Below are 26072 nucleotides of genomic sequence, written 5' to 3'. Positions count from 1 at the left end.
GTGGCTAGTCGGTGGATGCGGTGGGGGACGCGTCCGGGGCTGCCGGCGGGGCGAACTGGCCGTACGGCGGGATGGGCTGGTCCGGTCGCGCAGCGGGCGCCGCCGGCGCCGCGGGCTCCGCCGGCTCCGGCTGGGCAGGCTCCGGATCGATGTGCCGGACCGCGACCGGCTCCGCGGTGCCGTGCAGGAGGTTGCGCGCCTTGTTCACAAGGGCGGCCTCGACGATGATCTGGTAGCTGCTCGCCATCACCTGCATCGTGGAGGTGAAGTCGCGGCGCCTGCGGTTGAGCGCGTAGCTCACGACGCCGAACAGCATTCCGAAGCCGGCGCCCATCAGCACGGCGGCGAGCACGAACGGCAGGCCGGCCCCGGTCGGCGAGAAGATGAAGAACAGCAGGCCGAAGAAGATCCCGAGCCAGGCACCGGACGCAGCCCCGGCGAGTGCGACACGGCCCCAGGTCAGTTTGCCGGTGACCCGCTCGACGGTCTTGAGGTCGTTGCCGACGATCGAGAGCTGTTTCACAGGGAAATCGGCCTTGGCGAGAGTATCGACGGCGGCCTGCGCCTCGGCATACGTTTCATAGGTCGCGAGCACCTCGCCCTTGGGCAGAACGGGGAACAGGGCGGGACCGCGATTGCCAAAAGGGTTCTGATTGCTCATGCCGCCATTCTTCCACAGCACGCCGAAGGGCCGCAGGTGGCCTACATTTGTAACGTGACTGCCACCAGAGTCTTCGTTGCCCGATTGGCCGGGTGTTCCGTCTTCGACCCCGCGGGCGACCGCGTCGGCAAGGTCCGTGATGTGCTCGTGGTCTATCGAAAAGACGATCCGCCCCTCGCGGTCGGACTCATCGTGGAAATCCCGGGCAAGCGCCGCGTCTTCGTGTCGATGAGCCGGGTCACGAGCATCGGCTCCGGCCAGATCATCACGACCGGACTGATCAACGTGCGCCGCTTCGAACAGCGCGGCGGCGAGGTCCGGGTCATCGCAGAGGCTCCTCGGCCGGGAGGTCATCTTCAACGACGGCTCCGGCGAGGCGACCGTCGAGGACGTCTCGATCGAGGAGACGAAGCAGGGAGCCTGGGAGATCGCCCAGCTCTTCGTCCGCCGCCCCAAGGCGAGCGTCTCACTCTTCGCGAAGGGCGCGACGACGTTCGCGACCTGGAGCGACGTCCGCGAGAAGACCACCGTCGGCCAGGCCCAGTCCGCCGAGCAGCTCATCGCGACCTATTCGGACCTCAAGCCCGCCGACCTCGCCAATACGATGCTCGACCTTCCCCCGAGCGCATGCACGAGGTCGCGAGCGAACTCCCGGACGGCCGCCTCGCCGACGTGCTCGAAGAGATGCCCGAGAGCGAACAGGTCGCCATCCTCACCCGGCTCGGCGACGCCCGTGCGGCCGATGTGCTCGACCACATGCAGCCAGACGACGCAGCCGACCTCATCGCGCAGCTGCCGGAAGAACACGGCGAACAGCTGCTCGACCTGATGGAACCGGAGGAAGCCGACGACGTCCGCTTCCTGCTCACCTACGCGCCGGACACCGCCGGTGGCCTGATGACGACGGAGCCCATCATCGTCTCCGCCGACGCGACCGTCGCAGAAGGCCTCGCCCTTATCCGTCGCCACGACCTCGCGCCAGCGCTCGGCGCGGCGATCTGCGTCACCCTGCCGCCGTACGAGCCGCCGACCGGCCGCTTCCTCGGCATGGTGCACTTCCAGCGGATGCTGCGTTACCCGCCCCACGAGCGCCTCGGCACGCTGCTCGACCAGGGTCTCGATCCCGTCACCGCAGACACCTCCGCCGCGGAGGTCACCCGGATCCTCGCGAGCTACGACCTCGTCTCCGTTCCCGTTGTCGACGACAACCACCGACTCGTCGGGGTGGTGACAATTGACGATGTCCTCGACTACCTGTTGCCCGACGACTGGCGAAGTCACGACGGCAATGACGATGTACGCCGCAGGGCAGCCGCCCGCAGTGAGCTGAAGACGGGCAGCATCCCGCTCCCACACGGACGGAGGACCGGCAATGGCCCGAAGTGATCGCTCGGATCAGCGCCTCGACTCGCCCAAGGGCCTGCGCGTCGCACCCCTCTCCCGCACCCGGAACCGCAACCGCAACCGTGACCGGCCGTCGAGCGACCGCTTCGGCCGGCTGACAGAGGCCATCGCCCGCGGCATGGGCACCCCGTGGTTCCTGCTCGGACTCACACTCTTCGTCCTCTTCTGGATGGGCTGGAACACCCTCGCCCCCGTCGCATGGCGCTTCGACTCCGTCGCGCTCGGCTTCATCGCGCTCACCCTGGTGCTCTCGATGCAGGCCTCATACGCCGCCCCGATGATCCTGCTCGCGCAGAACCGCCAGGACGACCGCGACCGGGTCCAGTTCGAGCAGGACCGGCAGCGCGCCGAACGCAACCTCGCCGACACCGAGTACCTCGCCCGCGAGGTCGTCGCCCTCCGCCTCGGCATGAAGGACCTCGCCTCCCGCGACTTCCTCCGCAGCGAACTCCGCGCCCTCCTCGAGAACCTCGAACAGCGAGAAGACGAGGAGAAGCGCAGCCGCAAACGCTCCCGCAAGGGCGACCGCGACCGGGAAATCGACCACGACCACGATCACGACCGCGAGCCGGGCCAGGACCGGTCAAGTTCCCCCGCGACGGCCCGGTCGACGGGCACCGGCGAGTCCCCAGCGGCACCCGCCGTTTCGGCCGCACCGGCGGCGCCCACCAAGCCCGCCGCATCCGCCGCGTCATCGGCGTCCGCGTCATCGGCGTCCGCCCGAAGCATCGAGGAGCGACCCCCGATTGGCCGCTGACTCGCCCACGGCACCGGGAACGGCCTCCGCCGAGCCCGCCGGGATCGCCGCCCGGGTCGGCGCTGCGCTCGCCCGGGTGATCGACCCGGAGATCCGCAAGCCCATCACCGAGCTCGGCATGGTCGCGGGGGTGCACACCGAGAACGGGCACACCACTGTCGACCTGTTGCTCACGATCGCCGGCTGCCCCGCCGCCCGCAAGATCGAACGCGACGTGCTCGAGACGGCAGAGTCCGTGGCCGGTCCCGGCGCCGTGACCGTTTCGGTCGGCGTGATGACCCGCGAACAGCGCCGAACGATGACCGAGAAGCTCCGCGGCGGCGCGGCCGCGCGCACGACCCAGTTCGGCGCCGGCTCACTCACCCGGGTCTACCTCGTCACGAGCGGCAAGGGCGGCGTCGGCAAGTCGACGATCACCGCGAACCTCGCCGTCGCGCTCGCCGCCCGCGGTCTCAAGGTCGGCGTCGTCGATGCGGATGTCTACGGTTTCTCCATTCCCGGACTGCTCGGCCTCGTCACGCCGGGCATCGACGGCGCGAAGGGGACAGCGGTCAAACCGACCAGGGTCGGCGACATGATCCTGCCGCCGATCAACTACGACGTGAAGGTCATCTCGATCGGCATGTTCGTCGAGGACGGCGGCGTCGCCGTCGCCTGGCGCGGGCCGATGCTGCACCGCACGATCACCCAGTTCCTCACCGAGGTCTACTTCGGGGACCTCGACGTGCTCCTGCTCGACCTGCCGCCCGGCACCGGCGACGTGGCCATCTCGATCGGCCAGCTGCTCCCCCAGGCCGAGGTCATCGTCGTGACGACCCCGCAGCCCGCAGCGGCGGACATCGCCGAACGCAGCGGCGTCGTCGCCCGCCAGACCGGTCAGACCATCTTCGGCGTGATCGAGAACATGTCCGGAGTGCGCCAGCCCGACGGCAGCCTGCTCGAGCTCTTCGGCGCCGGCGGGGGTGCCGAGGTCGCACGGCGGCTCTCGGCCGGCCAGGACGCGCCGGTGCCGCTCCTGGCGAGCGTCCCGCTCAGCGTGCCGCTCCGCACCGGCGGCGACGACGGTCGCCCGGTCGTGCTGAGCGACCCGCTCGACCCGGCCGCCCTCGCGATCGACGCGGTCGCCGAACGGCTCTTCTCCCGTTCCCGCGGCCTCTCCGGCCGCAGCCTCGGCGTCTCCCTCAAATAACGCCGGTCACCGCTTGCGCGCCCGGGCGTGAGGTGTCGCAGATCGAGGTTCCCGCGGCCCGCGAACGTCGATATGCGACACCTCAGCATAGGAAGGACTCTAGGTTTCGAGGTCGGCGAACAGTTCGGGTTGCGGGTCGGCGAACAGTTCGGGCTGCGAGGTCGGCGCGGCCGTACTCGTCGGCGGCTGCGGACGGCGCAGGTGCACGGCCGCCCCGGCGGCGAGGTACACCTCGCGCGGCTTGCCGGCGTCCGACTGCTTGACCGAGGAGATCCAGATCGCCTCCGGGTGCACGTCACGGCCGGCACGCACGTCCTCAGCGGTCCGGAGCTTGGCCACGCGATGGAGCACCCCGCCGAACCAGATCTTCGCGACGATGTCGGCGACGGTGAGCATGACCTGCATGACCACGACGAGCGTCCCACCGGACCCGACGAGCGGCAGCGCGTACACGATCGGGTACAGGACCCAAGAGGACAGCAGCAGGATGGTCGCGGAGCGCAGCAGGGCGGCCGAATCCACCGTGAGCGCGGGCAGGGACCGCCGCACCACGATTGCGAGCAGGGCCGTCGTGGCCAGCCAGAACACTCCGGCAGCGATTCCCCACCCGACGAGCGCGGCGGCATCCGTGCCCCCCGAGGCGACGATCGCGCCCAGATACGCCAGGAACACCATGAAGAAACCGCCGGCCATGGCGATCAGGCGGATGCGCCGGGCCGCGCCGCCGAGGACCACGCACACGGCGAGGAGCTCGATGACGACGAGGGGAACCGCAACCGACCACTCGACGTAGCGCACGCCGAAGGTGAGGAGAGCCAGGCCGTTGGGCACGAATTCCGCGCCTTCACGGGTATACCCGAAGAGCAGGCCGGACAGGAGGACGAGGTAGGACAGGAACATGGCGCTCATGATGCCGAGCCGGGCGATGACGGCGGTACGGTACCGGGCGCCGACCTCTCCGCGCGTCACCCAGGCCCTGAGGAACCCGACGAAGAAGCACAGGGCTCCCATGCCCACGAAGTAGCAGATGAGCTGGTATTGCGCCGGGGAGAGCGCGGCCTCCCACGGTGCGGCCAGGGATCGGACGGACACGGATACCCTTCATCTGCGACGGTGCTGTGCGAAAAGTGAGTGACAGGAACGTGAGTGACTGGAACTGGAGTGACAGGAACGCGGCTCGGGGAACGTGAGTGACAGGAACGCGGCTTCAGTAGCGCGACTTGGGGACCGGGACAACCGGCGGCGGTTCCACCGAGAAGAAGAGGCCGCCCGCGCTGTTCGCGGACACCATCAGCCTCTCGATCCAGTCCCGGTTGATGTTCGGCACTCGACTGACCGAATACCGGTAGTAGAGGATGCTGCTGGCATCGAGCCAGATGCCGCTCCGCCCGCTCTCGGTCTCGTCATCTGTCGACTCCGTCCACGAAAAAATGAAGCCCTCCCGGCGCCTCAGTTTCGTCGTGATGACGATCTGCAGGTGCATGAGCGCGCGATCTTCGAAACTGACTACGATTCCTGGACTGCCGTACAGCAAAGTACCCATGAGATCCCCCTCCGGACGGCTCACTCTAACGGACGAATCCCCTCCGACCTATTATCCGGACTTTTCGGACTGGTCCGGGAATTTTCCGAGGTTGCCGGCGTGGTCGGGCACCGTCCGGTTCAGTTCTCGCGGGGGACGCTCGTAGTCGGCGCCGTGCGGCCGGTGCGGTATCGAGACCCGCGGCGGTTCCCGGTGCTCGTACGGCACGATCGAGAGCAGGTGGTTGATCATGTTGAGCCTGGCCGCGAGCTTGTCCTCGCTTTCGACGACCCACCAGGGTGCCTCGGCGATGTCGGTGTGCACGAACATCTCGTCCTTGGCCTTGGAGTAGTCCACCCACTTCGTGATCGAGAGCAGATCGGTTTCGGAGAGTTTCCAGCGCCGCATCGGGTCCTTGAGCCTCGAGCGGAACCGGGCCTCCTGCTCGTGATCGGAGACGGAGAACCAGTACTTGACGAGGAGGATCCCGTCCTCGACGAGCATCCGCTCGAAGAGAGGCGCCTGGTGCAGGAACCGGCGGTACTCGTCGGGGGTGCAGTATCCCATCACGCGTTCGACTCCGGCCCGGTTGTACCAGGAGCGGTCCATCAGGACGATCTCCCCCGTCGACGGCAGGTGCTCGATGTACCGCTGGAAATACCACTGGCCACGCTCACGGTCTGTCGGCACCGGAAGCGCCACGATCCGGGCGATCCGGGGATTCAGGTACTCGGTGACCCGTTTGATGGCCGAGCCCTTGCCCGCGGCATCGCGGCCCTCGAAGATCACGACGATGCGGGCACCGGACTCGCGCACCCACTCCTGCATGGCGACGAGTTCCGTCTGCAGCCTGCGCAATTCAGCGTTGTATTCGGACTTCCGGATTCCGCCTGGTGTGCGTGTCTTCTTCGCCATCGCCGACCTTTCCTTGTCAGTGATGACAGCCTAGGAGCCAGAACCACCCGGATCGCTCTATCCGGCACGGGCGAGTCTGTCTATCCTGTTCCGAACAGTCGCTTGCGACAGGTTAGGAACGGGATGATGCTGGAACACCGCACCCTCATTTCCTCGGTGCAGCGCGCCCTCAGGGTCGTAGACATCGTCGCGGGCGCCAACCGGCCGATTCCCGTCAAAGCCGTCGCCCAGGCTTCCGGTCTCAGCCTCGGCACCGCGTACAACCTGACCAGGACCCTCGTGCACGAGGGATATCTCGTCGCGGAGCCCGACGGCCTCGTTCTCGGGCTCAGGTTCCCGAGCCTCCGCGGCGTCGACGCCGGCGTTCTTCTCGCCCGGGTGCGCCACACCCTGCGCCAGGTCGCCACGGAGAACGGGTCGACCGCCTACCTCGCCCGCTTCAGCGACGGGACGGTGGGCCTCATCGACATCGTCGACGCCGCAGGCATCCCGAGGGCAGAGCCGTGGACGGGGCTCAGCACGAGTCCGTACGCTTCGGCACTCGGACGCCAGATCCTCGCCCAGCTCAGCCGCGAGCAGCGTACCGAGTTCCTCGCCGCGCACGGCCGTCCGCCGGGTGCCCACGCCGCGCCCGGGGCGGCCGACGCCCGCGGCATCCCCGCCGGGCGCGCGGCTCATGCCTACGCGGCGAACGGCTCGAACACTGCCCAGCTGGCCGTCCCGCCGAGCCGCGCCGACGCGGGCATCTCCGCCGGCACGCACACGGCAACGCGCCGCTCCGGCCGGGTCACGCCTCCCGGCCTCGTGGACGCCCCAGGCGCGCGCCAGGGCACGGTCCACGGCAACGCCTGCCTCGCGGTCCCTGTGCGGGCGCCCGGCGTGATCGCCGCCCTCGGCGTCGCTGTGATCGGAGAGTGGGGCACGGCCGAACTCGGTGCGCTCACGCTGCGTCTGCGTGCATCCGCGAACGCGCTCGCCGCGCAGGCTCGGCACCGAACGGCCCGCGCAGGCCCGTGCCTGAGCTCGCATCCCGTATCGGATGCCACCGTGCCGGATGCCGCTACGTGGCCTCCGAGTCGAACGGAGCGGGTTCCGCCGGCGCGAGGGCGTTCTCCCTCGCCCGCTTCCGCGACAGGTATGCGCCGTTCGGGTTCGGCGAGACCCGGGACACCACGGCGGACTGTTCCTTGAGCGGCTCATCCTCGATGAGGGCCTCGCGGATGATCCGGCGCGGGTCGTACTGCCGGGGGTCGAGTTTCTTCCAGTCGACGTCGTCGAACTCGGGGCCCATCTCGTCGCGCATACGTTCCTTGGCCCCATTGGCCAGGTCCCGGAGCCTGCCGGACGAGGCGCGCCAGTTGGGCCGCGTAGTGGGGCAGCTTCTCAGGCCCGAGCAGGAAGACGGCGACAATCCCGACCAGGAGGAGCTTCTCGAACGTCAAACCAAACATAGGTTGAGGATAACGCGCGGCGGGGCCTCCGCCGACCGACGGAGAGCGCCCGTAGGCTGGACCCATACAAAACTGGAGTTGCACCGTGTCAGACAAAGATTTGAACTGGAAATTTTCCGACGACTCGGTCGTGGAGTCCGAGGCCGTGATTCGGGCGCGCCAGCAGTCGCTTGAGCTCGGGATCGACGCGATCTCCCCCGCGGTCGGGGCACAATCTGCCGTGATCGCCGCGGCGACCGGCGCGCGCAGCATCCTCGAGGTCGGCACGGGCGCCGGAGTCTCCGGCATCTGGCTCCTGTCCGGGGCGCCGGGGGCGACCCTGACCTCCATCGACACCGAGGTCGACCACCAGCAGCATGCCCGTGCGCTGTTCACCGAGGCGAAGATCCCGGCGAACCGGGTACGGCTGATCACGGGCAAGGCAGCGGACGTCCTCCCCCGGATGAACGAGAACTCCTACGACATCGTCTTCATCGACGCCGACCCGCAGTCGGTCATCGAATACGTCGAGCACGGGCTGCGCCTGGCCCGGCCGGGCGGAACCGTGCTCGTCGCCCACGCCCTCTGGCGCGGCCGCGTCGCGAACCCGGCGCAGCGCGACGAAGTCGCCACCGGGTTCCGCACCCTGCTCAGCGAGATCAGCGGCTCGAACGCCGTGATCAGCGCCCTGTCCCCCGTCGGCGACGGCCTGCTGCAGATCACCAAGCTGCGCGCCTAGCCCGGGTACACGGAAGTCCCCGGTACGCAGAAGATCGGCCGTGCAGCAGAGCCGCACGGCCGATCTGTAATTCTCCTCGGCTACGAGGTGGAGACGTGATCTCCGACGCTAGACAACCGGGCGTACTACGCCGGCGAGTGCATCGTGAAGCTCCTTGGCTTCTGCGTCGTTCACAGAGACGACGAGTCGCCCTCCGCCCTCAAGCGGAACACGCACAATGATCAGGCGCCCCTCCTTTACAGCCTCCATTGGCCCGTCTCCGGTCCGTGGCTTCATGGCCGCCATGAACTCCCCTTCCACTCATTCGTCTGAGCTTCCATTATCGACCATCCCGGCCCGAGACGAAAATTCACGAGGTCGGGACCGGTTCTCCGGGAGTCCCCGGCCGTCACAATCGGTCCCGGGAGGCGACGTGCGGACTACGGCGGCGTCCAGTCCTTTCCATCGACGCCCCAGCAGACCAGGAGCCAGCCCCACTGGCCGAGGATGCAGAGCACCACGACCGCGATCCTGTAGCTCAGCCGCTTCGGCTGCGCGATCGCGCCGAGCAGCGGGAACATCGGCATCAGCAGCCGGAAGGTGCTCGACTGCGGGAAGAACACCGCGAAGAGGTAGATACCGTACGCGGCGAGCCAGAACCGCAGGTCCACGCCGAGCCGGCGCACCGCAGGGGCGAACAGAAGCGCCGCGAACCCGATGACGAGCAGGGCCACCACGATGATGCCGAGCGGCGTACCGAGCCACCAGGCCCCGCCCTGGAACCAGGCCGTGAAGGGAACGAGTTCCTGGTAGCCGATGTACGAGGACCGCCAGGCGAGTTCCGTGTCGGTGTACGCGGTCGCCGATCCGGTGGCGATCCAGGCGATGATCGGCCAGGCGAAGCCGCTGAGGGCACTGAAGGCGGTGACGGATGCCGCGGTGAGGCGCTCTGAGGCGGGGAACGGGTCGCTGCGCCGGGTCAGCCAGCGATGCACGATGTGGAAGCCGAGTGCGAGGGCGAAGGCGAGGCCGCTCGGTCGGGTGAGCGCCATCACCGCGATCACCGGGAACAGCAGCACGTAGCGCCGTTCGAGGAGCAGGAGGAGGGCGAGGGTGAGGAAGAACAGGTACATCGATTCGGCGTAGCCGAACTGCAGGATCGGGGTCAGCGGGGCGACACAGAACAGCACCACGGCGAACCGTGCGGTGGCCCGGCCCTGCACCCGCAGCATCAGCCGGTAGAAGAGCAGGGTGGCCCCGAGGCTGAAGGCCAGGGAGACCACCACCGCGGCCGGAGCCCAGGGCGCACCGGTGACGACCATGATGAGCCGGACGACAGCGGGATATCCCGGCATGAACGCCCAGGCGTTCTCGCCGATGTGGCCGGCGCTCGTCACGGGGAGGACGGCCGGGTAGCCGGACACGGCAACGATGTTGTACCAGCGGGCGTCCCAGATGTTGGCGAAGTCGAAGTAGCCGGGACTGGCGCCGGTCCACGGGTTCGCACCCTGAACCCGCGCGAGGATGAGGACGAGCGTCGTCGTCACGATCCGGGAGAGCGCCCAGATGACGACGACGACGGCCCACCACGGGGTCAGCCGGATGCGGGCGCGCCAGCGGGCCGGCAGCATCCGCGTGACCGCCGGAGACGACGCCACCCGGGCGGTGGGCGACGTCTCGCGCACCGAGCGCGGCGGTCTCCCCCTCGGCGGGCGGAGCGGGGCCTCCGCTGCCACGGTCTAGGGCTTCCGGCTCGGGGCCGCGGTCAGCCAGGAGCGCAGGGCGTCCTCGCAGTCCGTGATCTGGTGCACGGCGACACGTTCGTCGTCGGCGTGGGCCTTGAGCGGGTCGCCAGGGCCGAAGTTGACCGCCGGGATGCCGAGGGCGGAGAACCGGGCTACGTCTGTCCAGCCGTACTTGGGGCGCGCCTCCGCCCCGACGAAGGCGAGGAACTCCCGGGCGAGCGTGGCGTCGAGGCCAGGGCGGGCGCCCTCTGCACGGTCGACGACGGTGACCTCGTACCCCGCGAACAGTTCCCGGACGTGCTCGATCGCCTCCGCGGAGCCTGCGGCTCGGGGCGAAACGGTAGTTGATGTGCACCATGCACGCGTCCGGGATGACGTTGCCGGCGATGCCGCCGCTGATCCCGACGGCGTTGAGGCCCTCCCGGTAGACGAGTCCCTCCACCTCGACTGAGCGCGGCTCGTAGCCCGCGAGGATGGCAAGGATCGGCGCGGCCTTGTGGATGGCGTTCTCGCCGACCCAGCTTCGCGCCGAGTGCGCGCGGACCCCGTGGGTGCGCACCTCGATCCGCAGGTTGCCGTTGCACCCTCCCTCGACCTGGCCGTTGCTGGGTTCGCCGAGGATGGCGAAGTCGCCCTCGAAGAGGTCGGGGCGGTTCCGGGCGAGCCGACCGAGGCCGTTGAGATCGTCGGAGACCTCCTCGTGGTCGTACCACATCCAGGTCACGTCGAGACCGGGCTCGGTGAGCTCCGCGGCGAGCTTGAGTTGCACGGCGACCCCCGCCTTCATGTCGACCGTGCCGCGACCCCAGAGGTGTTCGAGGCCGTCGACGGTCTCGAACCGGGTCGGCAGGTTGCCGTTGACAGGGACGGTGTCGAGGTGCCCGGCGATGATGACGCGCTGGGCGCGGCCGAGCTGGGTGCGGGCGACGATCGTGTCCCCGTCGCGGATGACCTCGAGGTGCGCGAGGCCGGACAGGGCCCGTTCGACGGCGTCGGCGAGGGGGGTCTCGTTGCCGGAGACGGACTCGATGTCGCAGATCGCCTGCGTGATCGAGACGGAGGATGCGGCCAGATCGAGCGGTCCGGCACGGCGGGCGCCCGCGGCATCCGGTGCGGGGTTCACGTACGGGTTCACCGGCGGGTTCACGGGCACGGACGCGGGCTGGGGGGTCAAGGTCACCCTACTAATCTAGAGGAATGACCGAGACAGAGTCCCCGCAGTCCACCGTTCCCGCCACCGCCTGGGGCTATGGCCTGGCCACCGTCGCCGAGGACGGCACGGTCCTGGACACCTGGTTCCCCGCTCCCCTGCTCGGCTCGCTGCCCGTCGGCCGCGACCGCTGGATCGTGCCGGCCTCGGTCTCCGAACTCGCCGGGGCAGACCCGCGGCGTGCCGTGCGCCTTGAGACCGTGACGATCGAGATCGACCTCGCCTCCCCGCCGGCGGGCACCTCTGACGCCTACCTGCGCCTGCACCTGCTCTCGCATCTGCTGGTCAGGCCCAACAGCATCAACCTCGACGGCATCTTCGGCCACCTGCCCGTCGTGGTGTGGACGAACGCCGGACCGATGCTGCCCGCAGACTTCGACCGGCTGCGGCCGGCGCTGCAGCGTGCGGGCATCCACGCCGGCGGCGTGGACAAGTTCCCGCCGCTGCTGAACTACGTCACACCGGACCGGGTGCGGATCGCGGATGCGTCCCGGGTGCGTCTCGGCGCCTACCTCTCCCCCGGCACCACGGTCATGCACGAGGGTTTCGTGAACTTCAACGCGGGCACCCTCGGCGTCTCCATGGTCGAAGGGCGCATCTCGCAGGGGGTCGTCGTCGGCAACGGAGCGGACATCGGCGGCGGCGCCTCGATCATGGGCACCCTCTCCGGCGGTGGCACCGAACGCGTCCGCATCGGCGAGCGGGCCCTGCTCGGCGCGAACTCCGGCATCGGCATCTCGATCGGCGACGATTCCGTCGTCGAGGCCGGGCTCTACGTCACGGCGGGCACGAAGGTGTCCCTGCCCGACCGGCCGCGCACCGCGGACGGTCGCATGCAGACGATGAAGGCCGTCGAGCTCTCCGGGGTACCCAACCTGCTCTTCCGCCGCAATTCGATGTCCGGCGCCGTCGAGGTGCTCGCCCGCAGCGGGAACGGCATCGTCCTGAACGACCAGCTGCACGCCTGACCCCGGGTACGACGAAAACGGATGCCCGGCGCGCGATCGCGTGCCGGGCATCCGTCGTTCTGTGAGTGCGCCTAGCGGCGGGGAAGTCCCTGGCCGGGGAACCCGTGTACAACTGCTGCGGACGGCCGATCTTCGTGGTCGGGTCCGCGTTCATCTCACGCCAGTGCGCGACCCAGCCCGGCAGGCGGCCCACGGCGAAGAGGACCGTGAACATGCTGGTCGGGAAGCCCATCGCCTTGTAGATGACGCCGGTGTAGAAGTCGACGTTGGGGTAGAGCTTGCGTTCGCGGAAGTAGTCGTCGTTGAGCGCGATGTGCTCGAGTTCCTTGGCGATGTCGAGGAGGTCGTCCTTGACGCCGAGGGCGGCGAGCACCTCGTCGGCGCTCTCCTTGACAAGGGTCGCGCGCGGGTCGTAGTTCTTGTAGATTCGGTGGCCAAAGCCCATCAGGCGCACGCCCTGTTCCTTGTTCTTGACGCGTTCGACGAACTTCTCGACGCTCTCGCCCGAGGCCCTGATCTCACCGAGCATCTTGAGCACGGCCTCGTTCGCCCCGCCGTGCAGCGGACCGGAGAGGGCGCTGATGCCGGCGGACACCGACGCGAACAGGTTGGCCTCCGTCGAGCCGACGAGGCGCACGGTCGACGTCGAGGCGTTCTGCTCGTGGTCTTCGTGCAGCATCAGCAGGCGCTCGAGCGCCTTGCTCACCACGGGATCGACCTCGTAGGGCTCCGCGAGGGTCCCGAAGATGAGCTTGAGGAAGTTGTCGACGTAGCCGAGGGAGTTGTCCGGATAGAGGAAGGCCTGGCCGACGCTCTTCTTGTGGGCGTATGCCGCCATCACCGGGAGCTTGGCGAGGAGGTGGATCGTGGCCGTCTCGACCTGATCCGGGTCGTTCGGGTCGAGCGAGTCCTGGTAGTACGCGGCCATCGCGGAGACTCCGGAGGCGAGCACGGACATCGGGTGCGCGTTGAACGGCAGCACGTCGAAGAAGCGGCGCATGTCCTCGTGCAGCAGGGTGTGCTTGCGGATGCGCTTGTCGAACGCCTCGAGTTCGCCCGCGCTCGGCAGCTCGCCGTAGATGAGCAGCCACGCGGTCTCGAGGAAGTTGGAGTTCTGGGCGATCTGCTCGATCGGGTAGCCGCGGTAACGCAGGATGCCCTTGCCGCCGTCGATGTAGGTGATCGCCGATCGGGTCGCCGCGGTGTTGACGAAGCCGGAGTCCAGGGTGACGAGCCCGGTCTGCTTGGTCAGTGTCGAGATGTCGATGCCGGAAGGGCCCTCGGTCCCGTGGGCGATCGGGAACTCTGCGATGCCCCCTGGGAAGGCGAGTGTCGCCCCCAGGGGATCGATGGACGGTGTTCGCTGTACGACGTCGCTCACGGCGCCTCCCTGAATATCACTGAGTGTCACTGAATCACTGCCTTACGGACTGAGGGTGGCCGCCATGGCACACCGGTGTGGCTGGAGACGTCCAAGCGGATACAGCCTAATCGGCCCCGCCACCTACTGTTGCATCCGCCAAACTTTCGGCAGTTTAACCGGAGGAGTACTACAAGAATGTTGATGTTACCCGGTCCGGGTACACCGTGGGCAGTTGCTACTCTAGCGACCGGAGCCGAGCGGCCGCTGCGTGGATACGTTCATCCGTCGCCGTGAGCGAGAATCGGACGTGGTGCGGATACCCGTCCCCGTAGAACGATCCCGGCCCGGCGAGGATGCCGAGACCGGCGAGTTCGGCGATCGACTGCCAGCAGTCGACCCCCTTCGTCGCCCACAGGTAGAGGCCGGCCTCACTCCGGTCGATGCGGTACCCGGCGGCCTCGATCGCCGGCAGCAGCACGGCACGCCTGCCCCGGTACCTCTCGCGCTGCGCCGCCACGTGGGCGTCGTCGCCGAGGGCGGCGACCATCGCGGCCTGGAGAGGCTGCGGCAGCATCAGGCCGGCGTGCTTCCGCACGGTGAGCACCCGGGCGAGCACGTCGGCGCAGCCGGCCGCGAAGGCGCCCCGGTAGCCGGCCATGTTCGACTGCTTGCTGAGGGAGTAGATCGCGAGCACGTTGCGGCGGTCGGTGCCGATCACGCGCGGGTCGAGGATGCTGGGAATCGGTTCGGACGCCCAGGGCCCGGCCCAGCCGAGCTCGGCATAACACTCATCGGAGACGATGACGGCCCCGAGCTCCCGCGCCCGTTCGACGGCGGCACGCAGGCTCGGACACCGACAGCACGCGGCCGTCGGGATTGCCCGGGCTGTTCAGCCAGATGAGCCTCGTCGTGGACGGCCACGCGGCCGGGTCGTCGGAGGCGAACGCGTCGCATCCGGCCATCGCGGCGCCGATCGCGTAGGTGGGGTATGCCGCAAGCGGGTGCACGACGGTGTCCCCCTCGCCGAGCCCGAGCATGAAGGGCAGGAGGGCGACGAGCTCTCCTTGGAGCCGATCGTGGGGAGCACGTTGGCGGCCGTCAGCCCGGTGACGCCGCGACGGCGGGCGTACCAGCCGACGATCGCGGCCTGAAGCTCAGGCGTGCCGACGGTCTGCGGGTACGCGTGCGCATCCGTCGCCTCGGCGAGGGCGGTGCGGACGACGTCGGGCGTCGGGTCGACGGGCGACCCGATCGACAGGTCGACGATGCCGTCCGCGTGCGCACGGGCCTGGGCGGCGTACGGCGCCATCTGGTCCCACGGGTAGTCGGGGAGCGGCTTGAGCACGGCTGGTTAGACCTGCGGGGGCAGGACGGCGATGATCGGGTGGTCCTTGTGAATCACGCCGACCTTCGCGGCGCCGCCGGGAGACCCGATGTCATCGAAGAATTCGACGTTGGCCTTGTAGTACTCGGCCCACTGCTCGGGAACATCGTCCTCGTAGTAGATCGCCTCGACGGGGCAGACCGGTTCGCAGGCACCGCAGTCGACGCATTCATCCGGGTGGATGTAGAGGGAACGATCGCCCTCGTAAATGCAGTCGACCGGGCATTCGTCCACGCAGGCGCGGTCTTTCACGTCGACACACGGCAGGGCAATGACATAGGTCACGAGCGGGGAGCTCCCTTCACAAGCTGAACGTCCAGTCTAGGTCAAGCGCCCCCCGTCGGGACTCAGCCCCCTCCCTGTCGCGGCTCAGCCCTCTGTCGGGACTCAGCCCTCTGTCGGGACTCAGGGTGCGGCTCAGGCGCCCCCGCCGGGCTGGGCCCTCCGCTGCGGGAGCCGCGGCCACGCCAGGACGAGCGAGGCGACGAGGGTCGGCAGCACCGTCCAGAGGGTGCCGGTGAGGCCGGCGGGCACGAGCACGGAGCCGCCGGTGCTTTTCAGAGACAGCAGGAAGATCGATCCGACGAGGCCGATCGTGCACGCGAGCACGACCACCCGGTCGTCGAGCACGAGCCGGAGGCCGACGAGCAGGGCGCTCGCGGCCAGGGTCGCGAGCACGAGACCGATGGGCACAGTCACGGGGCCGAGCACGACGGTGGCCTGGTGCGCCACCGTGCCGAGCACCCCGAAGACCACGCCGGCGGCGAGCGCGACGAGGCTCGCGACGGCCCGCAACGCCCCGGTTGCGAAGGCGCCGGCCGGAGCCGGGGACTCCGGTTTCGCGACGTCCGGCGGGGAGCCCTCCTCCGCCGCACTCTCCGGGTCCGCTCCCGGCGGCGTCCGGGCGGCGGATGCCTCGGGGCTGCCGCCGACAGCGGCCGACAGCGCGGCCCGCAGGTAGGTTTCGGTTCCCGTCACCGTCCCGGCCGGGTCCCCCGGGCGGACGGCGGACACGACGCGTCCATCCACGGTCCACCGGTCCGGGTACGCGGAGAGGGCGGCGAGCTTCTGCTCGAGGTGATCACTGACGTCGATCGCGACGATCCGCTGCCCGATCGCCTCGGTGACCCCGCGGCTCACGAAGACCGGCACACGGGAAGAATGGGCGGCATCCGTTGCGGCGACCTGGAGCACCTCGCTGCGCGCGCCGATCACGATCGCCGTCGCCCCGACCTCGTCGAGCACGGCGCGAACGGCTGCGGCCGGGTCTGCTGTCGCGGGCAGGACGCGCCAGTCGCTGACCCCGAGTGCGGAGAGCGCCGCGCGCGAATCGGAGCTCGCGCCCGAGGTGCTGTCGCCGGTGTCACCGGGCGCCCGGGCGCCGAAGAGCACGACGACCTCTGCGTCATCCCCGCGCAGGCGGGCGATGGTGCCGCCGGTGAACCAGACCTCGTCGCCGGGGCGGTCGTGCACGAAGACGACACGTTCTGCACTGCCGGACATGACCATCGATGAGCTCCCCAGGGTCGGATTGGCGGACACCCACCCGAGAATAATAACTGGACATTCCCGGACGACCGCCGGTAGACTCGCTCGAGTAAGGATAGCCTTACCAACCTCGACCGCTCCCGAAGACCAGGAAACCGTGCTCGCAAACTATCTGATCGGCCTCCGTGAGGGCCTCGAAGCCGCACTCATCGTGACGATCCTCGTCGCCTACGTCGTCAAGATCGGGCGGAAAGACGTTCTGCCGCGCATCTGGGCCGGCGTCGGCCTCGCCGTGCTCCTCGCGCTCGGCATCGGCGCCCTGCTCACCTACGGCACCTCCACCCTCTCGTTCGCCGCGCAGGAGACGATCGGCGGTGTGCTCTCCATCGCCGCGACCGGGCTCGTGACCTGGATGGTGTTCTGGATGCTGCGCACCGCACGCACCCTCTCGAGCCAGCTCCGGGGCAGCATCGACAAGTCCCTGCTCGGCACCGGACTCGGGCTGGTCATCGTCGCCTTCATCGCCGTCGGCCGCGAGGGCATCGAAACGGCGCTGTTCCTCTGGGCCGCCGTGCAGGCGACCGGGGAGACCACCCTGCCGCTCCTCGGCGCGGCCCTTGGCATCCTCACGGCAGCGGGGCTCGGCTGGCTGATCTACTCGGGGATGCTGCGGATCAACCTGTCGAAATTCTTCACCTGGACCGGCGGCATCCTCATCATCGTCGCGGCCGGCGTGCTCTCCTACGGCGTGCACGACCTGCAGGAGGCCGGGGTGCTGCCCGGCCTGCACAGCATCGCCTTCGACGTGAGCGCGGCCATCCCGCCGGACAGCTGGTACGGCACCCTGCTCAAGGGAACGCTCAACTTCTCCCCCGCGACGACCTGGCTCGAACTGCTGGTCTGGGTCGCCTACGTCGGCACCACGCTCACGTTCTTTGTCCGGGCGGTCCGCAGCGGCCGCCGCCCCCGCACCACGTCGACGGAGACTCTGCCCGACAAGGTCCTGACCGGGGCCTGACGGGCCGTAGACCCGAAAAATCCCGTCGAACAAAACTCCGTCGAATTCGTTCGGGCGCCTGTTCCACCGACCCGTCGACACCCCGCCCTGCCGCCGACCATCCCGCACCGATGGATGCCCGGGCTCCCGGCATCCGCCCGGCGGCCCGTTCGTCCCTCACGACCATTCGCCAGCCCTAAGGACTCCATGCAGCCCCGCCTCCTTCCCCTCGCCGCCCTCGTCGCGGCGACCGCACTCGCCCTCACCGGCTGCGTCCCGAACGCCTCGGCGCCCGGAGCGACGCACGCCGCCCTGACCGTCGACAGCAGCGCGACGGCCTGCACCGTGTCGGGCTCAACGGCGTCCGCAGGCAACGTGACGTTCACCGTCTCGAACTCCGGGGACCAGGTCACCGAGTTCTACCTCCTCGGCGACGACCAGGCTCCGCATCGTGGGGGAGGCCGAGAACATCGGCCCCGGTCTCAGCCGCACCCTCGTCGTCGACCTGAGCGCCGGCAGCTACTTCACCGCGTGCAAGCCCGGCATGACCGGTACCGGCATCGGCCAGGCCCCGTTCACCGTGACCCCATCCAGCGCAGCGGATGCCGCGACGAACGCCCCGGGCGAGGCCGACCTCGTCGCCCGCATCGACACCGCGAACACCAACTACGCCTCCTACGTGAAGGACCAGATCGGCCAGCTCGTCACCGGGACCGCCGCATTCGCCGCCGCGTACACCGCCGGCGACGACAACACCGCCCGCGGACTCTATGCGGCCACCCGCGCGCACTGGGAACGCGTCGAGACCGTCGCCGAATCCTTCGGCGACTTGGACCCGAAGCTCGACCTGCGCGAGGCCGACCTCGAAGAAGGCCAGGACTGGACCGGCTGGCACGCCATCGAGAAGGACCTCTGGCCCGCCGACGCCGAAGCCGGCTTCGCCGCATACCCGGCCGCCGAGCGCGCCCGCCTGGCCGGACTGCTCGTCGCGGACACGGCGACCCTGAACGAGAAGGTGCAGCCGCTCACCTTCACCCTCGCCCAGCAGACCAACGGCGCGATCGGCCTCCTCGACGAGGTCGCGAGCGGCAAGGTCACCGGCGAGGAGGAGGTCTGGTCGCACACCGACCTCTGGGATTTCCAGGCCAACGTCGACGGCGCCCGGGTGCTCTACGCCGGGGTGCGGGACGTGCTCGTGCAGAAGGACGCCGCTCTCGCCGCGACCCTCGACACCCGCTTCGCCGCCCTGCAGACCCTCCTCGACACCCAGCGCGTCGGCGACGGCTTCGTGCTCTACACCGACCTGTCCACCGGCACCGTCAAGGGCCTCGCCGACCAGGTCAACGCCCTCGCCGAACCCCTCGGCCGGCTGACCGCGGCCCTCGTTCTGTGATGAAGGGTGGCGATTCGCGAAAGCGGAAAAATGGCCCCTTCCCGCGCGCCGAAGGGGCCGAAACTCCGCTCTCGCGGGAGGAAGGGGACGGCCAGGCGGATGCCGGTGCGAACGCGTCGGCGACATTGCCCGCAGTCGGGGCACCAGCGGAGGCCCCGCGCGGCATTTCCCGCCGCGGACTCTTCGGACTCGCCGGGGCCGGCGTTGCCGGTGTCGGACTCGGCATCGCGGCGGACCGTGGAGTCCAGGCCCTCGCAGCAGCGGGCGCCCCGGCCGCGGGCAGCACCGTCTACCCGTTCTACCAGGAGCACCAGGCCGGCATCGTGACGCCCGCCCAGGACCGGCTGCACTTCGCGGCGTTCGACCTCGCGCCAGGCGCCACACGCGCCGACCTGATCTCCCTGCTGCAGGACTGGACCACCGCGGCCGCGGCCCTGACCGCCGGCCACGACATCGGCGATTTCGGTGCGGTCGGCGGGTCGTACGACGCCCCGCCCGAGGACACCGGCGAGGCATTCGGGCTGCCTCCGGCCGGCCTGACGATCACGGTCGGCTTCGGCCCGACGCTCTTTACGACGAGCGCAGGCGTGGACAGGTTCGGCATCGCATCCGCCCGCCCCGACGCCCTCGCCGAGCTGCCGCACTTTCCAGGAGACCAGCTCGATGACGCACGCAGCGGCGGCGACCTCTGCATCCAGGCCTGCGCAGACGACCCCCAGGTCGCGGTGCACGCGATCCGCAACCTGTCCAGGATCGCCTTCGGCCGCGCGGCGATCCGCTGGTCCCAGCTGGGCTTCGGCCGCACCTCGTCGACGAGCACGAGCCAGGCCACCCCGCGCAACCTCTTCGGCTTCAAGGACGGCACCGCCAACGTCAAGGCCGAACAGCCGGCCGTCGTCGACGAACAGGTCTGGGTCGGCGCGGGCGACGGCCCCGCGTGGCTCGCCGGGGGCTCCTACCTCGTCGCCCGGCGGATCCGGATGACGATCGAGACCTGGGATCGCACCGCACTGCGCGAACAGGAGACCGTGTTCGGCCGTACCAAGGGCGACGGTGCCCCGCTCTCCGGCGGCACCGAGTTCACCGAGCCCGACTTCGCCGCCACCGGCAAGGACGGCGCCCCGCTGATCGACAGGGCCTCGCACATGCGCCTCGCGCACCCGGCCCAGAACAACGGCGTTCAGTTGCTGCGGCGCGGCTACAACTTCGTGGACGGCAACGACGACCTCGGCCGGCTCGAGGCCGGGCTGTTCTTCATCAGCTACCAGCGCCGGCCCTCCCAGTTCACGACCGTGCAGCTCGCCCTCGCTCGGCACGACGCCATGAACGAGTACGTGCGGCACGTCGGTTCGGCGCTCTTCGCGGTCCCGCCGGGCGCCGCCCGCGGCAGCTACCTCGGCGCCGCCCTCTTCGCCTGACCGCCGCCGCGTCGAATCCGCCCGCCCGTCCCTGCCGCGACTGTCCGAGTCTCGGAGCAACCCTCGCGGATTCTCAGGGTCATGGAGGAATCGGTAAGGGTAGGCTAACCATCCCCGTGCTATCGTGATCCTGCATCTGTATCCAGACCAGACCGGAGTGCCGTGCTCGCCAATTACCTGATCGGACTCCGTGAGGGTCTCGAGGGTGCCCTCATCGTCACCATCCTCGTCGCCTACCTCGTGAAGATCGCCCGCCGCGACCTGCTCGGCCGGCTGTGGACGGGCGTCGGCCTCGCCGTGCTCCTCGCCCTCACGATCGGCGCCGTGCTCACCTTCGGAACCGCGAGCCTCCCGGAAACCGCCGAACCGGCCATCGCCGGCTCGCTCTCCATCGCCGCGACCGGCCTGGTCACCTGGATGGTCTTCTGGATGCTGCGCACGGCCCGCGACCTGAGCGGTCACCTCCGCGGCACCATCGACCGCTCCCTCGTCGGCACGGGCGTCGGCCTCGTCCTGGTCGCCTTCCTCGCCGTCGGGCGGGAAGGCATCGAGACGGCCCTGTTCATCTGGGCCGCCGTGCAGTCCACCGGCGAGACCACCCTGCCGCTGATCGGGGCGGCGCTCGGCATCCTGACCGCCGTCGGCCTCGGCGCGCTCATCTACTTCGGCATGCTCAAGATCAACCTCGCGCGGTTCTTCACCTGGAGCGGTGCGATCCTGATCGTCGTCGCAGCCGGGGTGCTCTCCTACGGCGTGCACGACCTGCAGGAGTCCGGCATCCTGCCCGGCGAGCACCTCCTCGCCTTCGACGTGAGCGCCGCCATCCCGCCGGAGAGCTGGTACGGCACGCTGCTGAAGGGCACGCTGAACTTCTCGCCGGAAACCACCTGGCTGTCGCTGGTGGCCTGGCTCGTGTATACCGGAACCGTGCTCACCATGTTCCTGATGACCAGCGCCCGCAACCGGGCCGGGCGTTCGATCGTCGCCCCGCGCGTCGACACCCCGGCGATGGCCACCATCGCCCGCTGAACCCTCCGCACCATCGCCAGAGGAGACCCAGATGCCCGAATTCGTCCGGTCGGCAGACGGCACTCGGATCGCGTACGACCGGCTCGGTTCCGGCGACCCGGTCATCGTCATCGGCGGCGCCTTCAACACCCGGTCCTCCCCCTATCCGCTCGTGACCTTGCTCGCAGAAGACGTCACGGTGTTCACCTTCGACCGGCGCGGCAAGGGCGAGAGCCCGGAATCCGCGCCGTACGCGGTCGAACGCGAGATCGAGGACCTGGCCGCCCTCATCGCCGAGGCGGCGGAGCCGCAGCCGGAGTGTACGGCCACTCCTCCGGAGCGATCCTGGCGATCGAGGCCGCCGCGGCCGGACTGCCCATCACCCGACTTGCGGTCTACGAACCGCCGTACACCGCCGACCCGGAGCACCCCACCCCGGCGGACGACCTCGGCCTCCAGGCCGCCCTCGACGCCGGGGACCCCGCTGCCGCCGCAGCACTCTTCCTCCGCATCACCGGAATGGACGACGCGGCCGTGGGCTACATCACGTCAGCACCGTTCTGGCCGGGACTCGTGCACCTCGCCCCCACCCTGCCGCACGAACTCGCCCTGACGGGCGACGGGGTGCCCCCTCGGGAGCGCCTGGCCGCCATCACGGCGCCCACGCTGGCACTCGCCGGCGGCCGAAGCCCGGCCTGGGCGGCCCGTGCGGCCCAGGCGGTGGCCTCCTCCGTCGCCGACGGCAGGGTGCTCACCGTGCCCGGCCAGGATCACGACGTCGACCAGGCCGTGCTGGCCCCGCTGCTCGCCGACTTCTTCCGGGGCCGCTGATTCGTGGGACGCTGACCCCGTCCCACCGATTCCGTGCCGCAGCGGGAACCTTTTCTACCGCCGCGGCGTTGGAACGGGTATGAGAGCAATCGTCTACAGCGAAACCGGCACCCCCGACGTCCTCCGTCTCGTCGAACGCGATCTGCCGCAGCCCGGCCCCGGCGAGGTGCGCGTGCGCATCCTCGTCTCGGGCGTGAACCCCACCGACTGGAAGTCGCGCGCGGGCAGCAAGCCCGGCGAGGCGCTTGCGTTCCCCGAGGTCGTGCCGAACCAGGACGGCGCCGGCATCGTCGACGCCGTCGGCGCCGGCGTCGACCGGCTGCGCGTCGGCGACCGGGTCTGGACGGCGATCGCCGCCTACGGGCTCGCCTCCGGCGGCACCGCGCAGGACTACACCGTGCTCCCGGCCGAGCGGGTGTACCCACTGCCGGACCCGGCGAGCTTCGACCTCGGGGCGACCCTCGGCGTTCCGGCGATGACCGCGCACCGCGCCCTCACCGTCGCGGAGGACGGCCCCCGGCGCCTCTCCCCCGGTGCTCTCACCGGACGGACCGTGCTGGTGGCCGGCGGGGCAGGTGCGGTCGGCCACGCGGCCATCGAACTGGCCCGCTGGGCGGGGGCGACCGTCATCAGCACCGTCAGCGGCGCTGAGAAGGGCGCACTCGCATCCGCCGCCGGCGCGCACCACGTCGTGAACTACCGCGAGACGGATGCCGCCCGCGCCATCCGAGCACTGGCGCCCGACGGTGTCGACCTGGTCGTCGAAGTCGCTCCCGCGCAGAATGCGGCGCTCAACACGGCCGTGATCCGCACCCGCGGCTCGATCGCGGTCTACGCGACCTCGGGAGAGCCGCTCACGCTCGACATCCGCGCCCAGATGACCCTCAACGTGCGGTACCAGTTCCAGCTGCTCTACACGCTCGGCCGGGACCTCCTCGATGCCGCGGCTGCCGACATCGGTGCGGCCATCAGTGACGGCGCCCTCCGTGTCGGCGCCGACTCGGGCCTGCCCCTGCACCGCTTTCCGCTCGAGCGGACGGCCGACGCGCACGCCGCCGTCGAGGCCGGAGTGGTCGGCAAGGTCCTCATCGACGTCGCCCCCTGACGAGTTCGGGGCTCGGCGGTCAGGAGACCGGAGTGACCGTGTAGAGCAGGCCGTCGGAATTGCCGGCAACGACCACGGAGTAGCGGTCGTTCTTCATCGAGACCAGACCGGCGGAGCCGACCGTGGCGGACACGTCGCCGCCGGCCACGAACCCCGCTGCGGTCAGGGACCGGGTTGCCTCGGCGATCGGGTCGGGCGACGTCGCCTTCACGGTGACGGTCCAGCCCGGCTTGTCCCCCTTCTGGACCGCGGCGAACAGGATCTTGCCCTCGACGATCGGCACCTCGGCCGGCCAGCCGGACGGGAGTGCGCCGCCGAGGCTCACGTCTCCATTGGTCGCGCCCTGCACGGCCCCGTTCACGGCGTTCTGAGCCGCGTCGGCGGTGCATCCGGTCAGCAGCGTGCCGCCGAGCAGGGTGAGGGCGATCGTCGCCAGGACTCGGACGTGGAGCAGGGATGTCGTCATCTTCGTCATTTCCTCATTCTCGGGGACCAAAAAAGCGGCGCCGGCGGTGCCACCCTGGTGTACCAGAGCGTAACCGCCGGCGCCGCCGACAAGCTGGGACTAGTTGGCGTCCTGCTTCTTGATGCGCGAGACGTTGCGTGCGCGAGCGGATGCCGCGAGCTCGACCTTGCGGATACGCACGATCGCGGGGGTCACCTCGACGCACTCGTCTTCACGGGCGAACTCGAGGCACTCCTCGAGCGTCAGCTGACGCGACGGCGTCATCGACTCGAAGGTGTCGGAGGTGGACTGACGCATGTTGGTCAGTTTCTTTTCCTTGGTGATGTTGACGTCCATGTCGTCGGCGCGCGAGTTCTCGCCGATGACCATGCCTTCGTAGACCTCTTCGGTCGGGTTGACGAAGAACGACATCCGCTCCTGCAGGGCGATGATCGCGAACGGCGTCACAACACCGTTGCGGTCGGCAACGATCGAGCCGTTGTTACGGGTGACGATCGGGCCGGCCCAGGCTTCGTAGCCGTGGAAGATCGCGTTGGCGATACCGGTACCGCGGGTGTCGGTGAGGAACTGGGTGCGGAAGCCGATCAGGCCGCGCGACGGAACGATGAATTCCATCCGGACCCAGCCGGTGCCGTGGTTCGCCATGTTCTCCATGCGGCCCTTGCGCGCTGCGAGGAGCCTGGGTGATCGCGCCGAGGTACTCTTCGGGCGAGTCGATGGTGAGGTGTTCGTACGGCTCGTGGATCTTGCCGTCGACGCGGTGCACGACGACCTGGGGCTTGCCGACGGTGAGTTCGAAGCCTTCGCGACGCATCTGCTCGACGAGGATGGCGAGGGCGAGTTCGCCACGGCCCTGGACCTCCCAGGCGTCCGGGCGTCCGATGTCGACGACCTTCAGGGAGACGTTACCGACGAGTTCGCGGTCGAGACGGTCCTTGACCATGCGGGCGGTGAGCTTGTGGCCCTTGACCTTGCCCATGATGGGCGAGGTGTTGGTGCCGATCGTCATCGAGATGGCGGGCTCGTCGACCGTGATGGTCGGCAGGGCGCGGGGGTCGTCGGGGTCTGCGAGGGTCTCACCGATGGTGATGTCCTCGAAGCCGGCGACGGCGACGATGTCGCCGGGGCCGGCGCTCTCGGTCGGGTAGCGGTCGAGCGCCTTGGTGATCAGGAGCTCGGTGACGCGCACGTTGTGCACGGAACCGTCGTGCTTGATCCAGGCGACCGTCTGGCCCTTGCGGATCGTGCCGTGGAAGACGCGCAGCAGCGCGAGGCGGCCGAGGAACGGCGAGGCGTCGAGGTTGGTGACGTGGGCCTGCAGCGGGTGCTCGTCGTCGTAGACGGGGGCCGGGATGTGCTCGAGGATCGCTTCGAAGAGCGGCTCGAGGTCGGCGTTGTCGGGCAGCTGGCCGTTCTCGGGCTGGTTGCGGCTCGCGGCGCCATTACGGCCGGAAGCGTAGACGACGGGGACGTCGAGGATGGCGTCGAGGTCGAGGTCGGGGTGCGTGTCGGCCATGTCGCTCGCGAGGCCGATGAGCAGGTCCTGGCTCTCCGCGACGACCTCTTCGATGCGCGCGTCAGGGCGGTCGGTCTTGTTGACCAGGAGGATCACGGGCAGGTGGGCCTCGAGCGCCTTGCGCAGCACGAAGCGGGTCTGCGGCAGCGGGCCCTCGCTCGCGTCGACGAGGAGAACGACACCGTCGACCATGGACAGGCCGCGCTCGACCTCGCCACCGAAGTCGGCGTGGCCGGGGGTGTCGATCACGTTGATCGTGATGGGGCCGTCGGTGGCGTGGATGCCCTTGTACGAGATCGCCGTGTTCTTGGCGAGGATGGTGATGCCCTTTTCGCGCTCGAGCTCGTTAGAGTCCATCGCGCGCTCGTCCACGTGCGAGTGGTCCGAGAACGAGTTGGTCTGCTGGAGCATCGCGTCAACCAGCGTGGTCTTGCCGTGGTCGACGTGGGCGACGATTGCGACATTTCGGAGGTTATTGCGCGTGGCAATCGCCATGAAGTGAATCCTTACGAAGAATGATGCCGCGGACAAACGGATGCGGCGAAGAATGGATGTATGTGGTCAAGGTCCGACCCAACGGATAA

At 69.4% G+C, this 26072-nt stretch carries 20 protein-coding genes and 7 pseudogenes; 12 read left to right on the top strand and 15 right to left on the bottom strand.

Annotated features, from left to right (window positions below; genetic code table 11):
* Positions 1-4: 4 nt before the first annotated feature.
* Positions 5-661: a general stress protein gene (locus KIV56_RS16900; RefSeq protein WP_281534335.1), complete on the bottom strand. Its 657-nt coding sequence runs from the start codon at positions 659-661 to the stop codon at positions 5-7.
* A gap of 54 nt (positions 662-715) precedes the next feature.
* Here KIV56_RS16900 and KIV56_RS16895 point away from each other — a divergent pair.
* The 3 genes and pseudogenes from KIV56_RS16895 to KIV56_RS16885 all read left to right on the top strand — a co-directional run bounded on the left by KIV56_RS16895 (position 716) and on the right by KIV56_RS16885 (position 4011).
* Positions 716-2047, top strand: a pseudogene (locus tag KIV56_RS16895) (magnesium transporter MgtE N-terminal domain-containing protein).
* A pseudogene (locus tag KIV56_RS19990) lies at positions 2034-2558 on the top strand (DUF1003 domain-containing protein); the annotation flags it as partial. The pseudogenes KIV56_RS16895 and KIV56_RS19990, both read left to right, overlap by 14 nt.
* Positions 2559-2865: 307 nt before the next feature.
* Positions 2866-4011, top strand: a complete 1146-nt coding sequence (locus tag KIV56_RS16885; protein ID WP_281536199.1) for an Mrp/NBP35 family ATP-binding protein — start codon at positions 2866-2868, stop codon at positions 4009-4011.
* A 99-nt stretch (positions 4012-4110) separates the two neighbouring features.
* On the opposite strand, the gene KIV56_RS16880 is transcribed toward KIV56_RS16885, so the two are convergent.
* The 3 genes from KIV56_RS16880 to ppk2 form a co-directional block, all read right to left on the bottom strand.
* Entirely contained in the window at positions 4111-5103 is a 993-nt protein-coding gene (locus tag KIV56_RS16880; RefSeq protein WP_281534333.1) for a bacteriorhodopsin, read from the bottom strand.
* Positions 5104-5218: 115 nt separating this feature from the next.
* Positions 5219-5494 (bottom strand): ATP-dependent DNA ligase, encoded by a 276-nt coding sequence (locus KIV56_RS16875; RefSeq protein ID WP_281534332.1) that lies wholly within the window; start codon positions 5492-5494, stop codon positions 5219-5221.
* Between the two features lie 111 nt (positions 5495-5605).
* On the bottom strand, positions 5606-6448 hold the full coding sequence (gene ppk2, locus KIV56_RS16870; protein WP_281534331.1) for a polyphosphate kinase 2: 843 nt from the start codon (positions 6446-6448) through the stop codon (positions 5606-5608).
* A gap of 123 nt (positions 6449-6571) precedes the next feature.
* Here ppk2 and KIV56_RS16865 point away from each other — a divergent pair, with 123 nt between their 5' ends.
* Positions 6572-7639, top strand: coding sequence for a helix-turn-helix domain-containing protein (locus KIV56_RS16865; protein WP_281534330.1), 1068 nt, complete (start codon positions 6572-6574; stop codon positions 7637-7639).
* Here KIV56_RS16865 and KIV56_RS16860 read toward each other — a convergent pair.
* Positions 7637-7899: pseudogene (locus KIV56_RS16860) on the bottom strand (Sec-independent protein translocase TatB); the annotation flags it as partial. The gene KIV56_RS16865 and the pseudogene KIV56_RS16860 sit on opposite strands and share 3 nt — an antisense overlap.
* Positions 7900-7984: 85 nt before the next feature.
* Between KIV56_RS16860 and KIV56_RS16855 the strand changes: the two are divergent.
* A complete protein-coding gene (locus KIV56_RS16855; RefSeq protein ID WP_281534329.1) occupies positions 7985-8617 on the top strand; it encodes an O-methyltransferase in 633 nt (210 codons plus the stop codon).
* 108 nt (positions 8618-8725) lie between these two features.
* On the opposite strand, the gene KIV56_RS16850 is transcribed toward KIV56_RS16855, so the two are convergent.
* The 3 genes and pseudogenes from KIV56_RS16850 to dapE form a co-directional block, all read right to left on the bottom strand.
* Positions 8726-8902, bottom strand: a complete 177-nt coding sequence (locus KIV56_RS16850) for a DUF3117 domain-containing protein (RefSeq protein WP_134535550.1) — start codon at positions 8900-8902, stop codon at positions 8726-8728.
* A gap of 134 nt (positions 8903-9036) precedes the next feature.
* The gene (locus KIV56_RS16845) at positions 9037-10281 is read right to left on the bottom strand and encodes a hypothetical protein (RefSeq protein WP_281534328.1); all 1245 of its coding nucleotides are present in this window, start codon (positions 10279-10281) and stop codon (positions 9037-9039) included.
* A 54-nt stretch (positions 10282-10335) separates the two neighbouring features.
* Positions 10336-11464, bottom strand: a pseudogene (dapE, locus tag KIV56_RS16840) (succinyl-diaminopimelate desuccinylase).
* Between the two features lie 74 nt (positions 11465-11538).
* Between dapE and dapD the strand changes: the two are divergent.
* Positions 11539-12519 (top strand): 2,3,4,5-tetrahydropyridine-2,6-dicarboxylate N-succinyltransferase, encoded by a 981-nt coding sequence (gene dapD / locus KIV56_RS16835; RefSeq protein ID WP_281534327.1) that lies wholly within the window; start codon positions 11539-11541, stop codon positions 12517-12519.
* Positions 12520-12598: 79 nt separating this feature from the next.
* On the opposite strand, the pseudogene KIV56_RS16830 reads toward dapD, so the two are convergent.
* The 5 genes and pseudogenes from KIV56_RS16830 to KIV56_RS16810 form a co-directional block, all read right to left on the bottom strand.
* A pseudogene (locus tag KIV56_RS16830) lies at positions 12599-13870 on the bottom strand (citrate synthase); the annotation flags it as partial.
* 247 nt (positions 13871-14117) lie between these two features.
* Positions 14118-14759: an aminotransferase class I/II-fold pyridoxal phosphate-dependent enzyme gene (locus tag KIV56_RS16825; RefSeq protein ID WP_281536198.1), complete on the bottom strand. Its 642-nt coding sequence runs from the start codon at positions 14757-14759 to the stop codon at positions 14118-14120.
* A 12-nt stretch (positions 14760-14771) separates the two neighbouring features.
* On the bottom strand, positions 14772-15227 hold the full coding sequence (locus KIV56_RS16820) for a hypothetical protein (RefSeq protein WP_281534326.1): 456 nt from the start codon (positions 15225-15227) through the stop codon (positions 14772-14774).
* A gap of 6 nt (positions 15228-15233) precedes the next feature.
* The gene (fdxA, locus tag KIV56_RS16815) at positions 15234-15551 is read right to left on the bottom strand and encodes a ferredoxin (RefSeq protein ID WP_104099174.1); all 318 of its coding nucleotides are present in this window, start codon (positions 15549-15551) and stop codon (positions 15234-15236) included.
* A gap of 132 nt (positions 15552-15683) precedes the next feature.
* Complete coding sequence (locus tag KIV56_RS16810) at positions 15684-16769, bottom strand: PIG-L deacetylase family protein (protein WP_281534325.1); 1086 nt, start codon at positions 16767-16769, stop codon at positions 15684-15686.
* Between the two features lie 142 nt (positions 16770-16911).
* Here KIV56_RS16810 and efeU (KIV56_RS16805) point away from each other — a divergent pair, with 142 nt between their 5' ends.
* From efeU (KIV56_RS16805) to KIV56_RS16780, 6 genes and pseudogenes are all read left to right on the top strand, one after another.
* On the top strand, positions 16912-17772 hold the full coding sequence (gene efeU, locus KIV56_RS16805) for an iron uptake transporter permease EfeU (RefSeq protein WP_281534324.1): 861 nt from the start codon (positions 16912-16914) through the stop codon (positions 17770-17772).
* Between the two features lie 186 nt (positions 17773-17958).
* A pseudogene (efeO, locus tag KIV56_RS16800) lies at positions 17959-19144 on the top strand (iron uptake system protein EfeO).
* 125 nt (positions 19145-19269) lie between these two features.
* Positions 19270-20562 carry an iron uptake transporter deferrochelatase/peroxidase subunit gene (efeB, locus tag KIV56_RS16795; protein ID WP_281534323.1) on the top strand — a complete coding sequence of 431 codons (1293 nt, stop codon included), beginning with the start codon at positions 19270-19272 and terminating at the stop codon, positions 20560-20562.
* 162 nt (positions 20563-20724) lie between these two features.
* Entirely contained in the window at positions 20725-21591 is an 867-nt protein-coding gene (gene efeU / locus KIV56_RS16790; RefSeq protein ID WP_281534322.1) for an iron uptake transporter permease EfeU, read from the top strand.
* 297 nt (positions 21592-21888) lie between these two features.
* A complete protein-coding gene (locus KIV56_RS16785) occupies positions 21889-22401 on the top strand; it encodes a hypothetical protein (protein WP_281534321.1) in 513 nt (170 codons plus the stop codon).
* Between the two features lie 79 nt (positions 22402-22480).
* Complete coding sequence (locus KIV56_RS16780; RefSeq protein WP_281534320.1) at positions 22481-23506, top strand: NADPH:quinone reductase; 1026 nt, start codon at positions 22481-22483, stop codon at positions 23504-23506.
* Between the two features lie 19 nt (positions 23507-23525).
* Here KIV56_RS16780 and KIV56_RS16775 read toward each other — a convergent pair whose 3' ends face one another.
* Together KIV56_RS16775 and typA are read right to left on the bottom strand one after the other, a co-directional pair.
* Positions 23526-23981, bottom strand: a complete 456-nt coding sequence (locus KIV56_RS16775; RefSeq protein WP_281534319.1) for a hypothetical protein — start codon at positions 23979-23981, stop codon at positions 23526-23528.
* 90 nt (positions 23982-24071) lie between these two features.
* A pseudogene (typA, locus tag KIV56_RS16770) lies at positions 24072-25983 on the bottom strand (translational GTPase TypA).
* Positions 25984-26072 lie beyond the last annotated feature (89 nt).

The sequence above is a fragment of the Cryobacterium breve genome, from assembly GCF_027594785.1.
Taxonomy (GTDB): domain Bacteria; phylum Actinomycetota; class Actinomycetes; order Actinomycetales; family Microbacteriaceae; genus Cryobacterium; species Cryobacterium breve_A.
Note: the sequence above shows the minus strand (reverse complement) of the source record. Positions and strands in the feature narration are given on the sequence as shown.

Excerpts from the sequence above, each read along its gene's own strand:
- ppk2 (WP_281534331.1), bottom strand. The coding sequence starts at position 6,448 with ATGGCGAAGAAGACACGCACACCAGGCGGAATCCGGAAGTCCGAATAC.
- KIV56_RS16780 (WP_281534320.1), top strand. The coding sequence starts at position 22,481 with ATGAGAGCAATCGTCTACAGCGAAACCGGCACCCCCGACGTCCTCCGT.
- KIV56_RS16875 (WP_281534332.1), bottom strand. The coding sequence starts at position 5,494 with ATGCACCTGCAGATCGTCATCACGACGAAACTGAGGCGCCGGGAGGGC.
- dapD (WP_281534327.1), top strand. The coding sequence starts at position 11,539 with ATGACCGAGACAGAGTCCCCGCAGTCCACCGTTCCCGCCACCGCCTGG.
- KIV56_RS16900 (WP_281534335.1), bottom strand. The coding sequence starts at position 661 with ATGAGCAATCAGAACCCTTTTGGCAATCGCGGTCCCGCCCTGTTCCCC.
- KIV56_RS16865 (WP_281534330.1), top strand. The coding sequence starts at position 6,572 with ATGATGCTGGAACACCGCACCCTCATTTCCTCGGTGCAGCGCGCCCTC.
- KIV56_RS16850 (WP_134535550.1), bottom strand. The coding sequence starts at position 8,902 with ATGGCGGCCATGAAGCCACGGACCGGAGACGGGCCAATGGAGGCTGTA.
- KIV56_RS16775 (WP_281534319.1), bottom strand. The coding sequence starts at position 23,981 with ATGACGAAGATGACGACATCCCTGCTCCACGTCCGAGTCCTGGCGACG.
- KIV56_RS16810 (WP_281534325.1), bottom strand. The coding sequence starts at position 16,769 with ATGTCCGGCAGTGCAGAACGTGTCGTCTTCGTGCACGACCGCCCCGGC.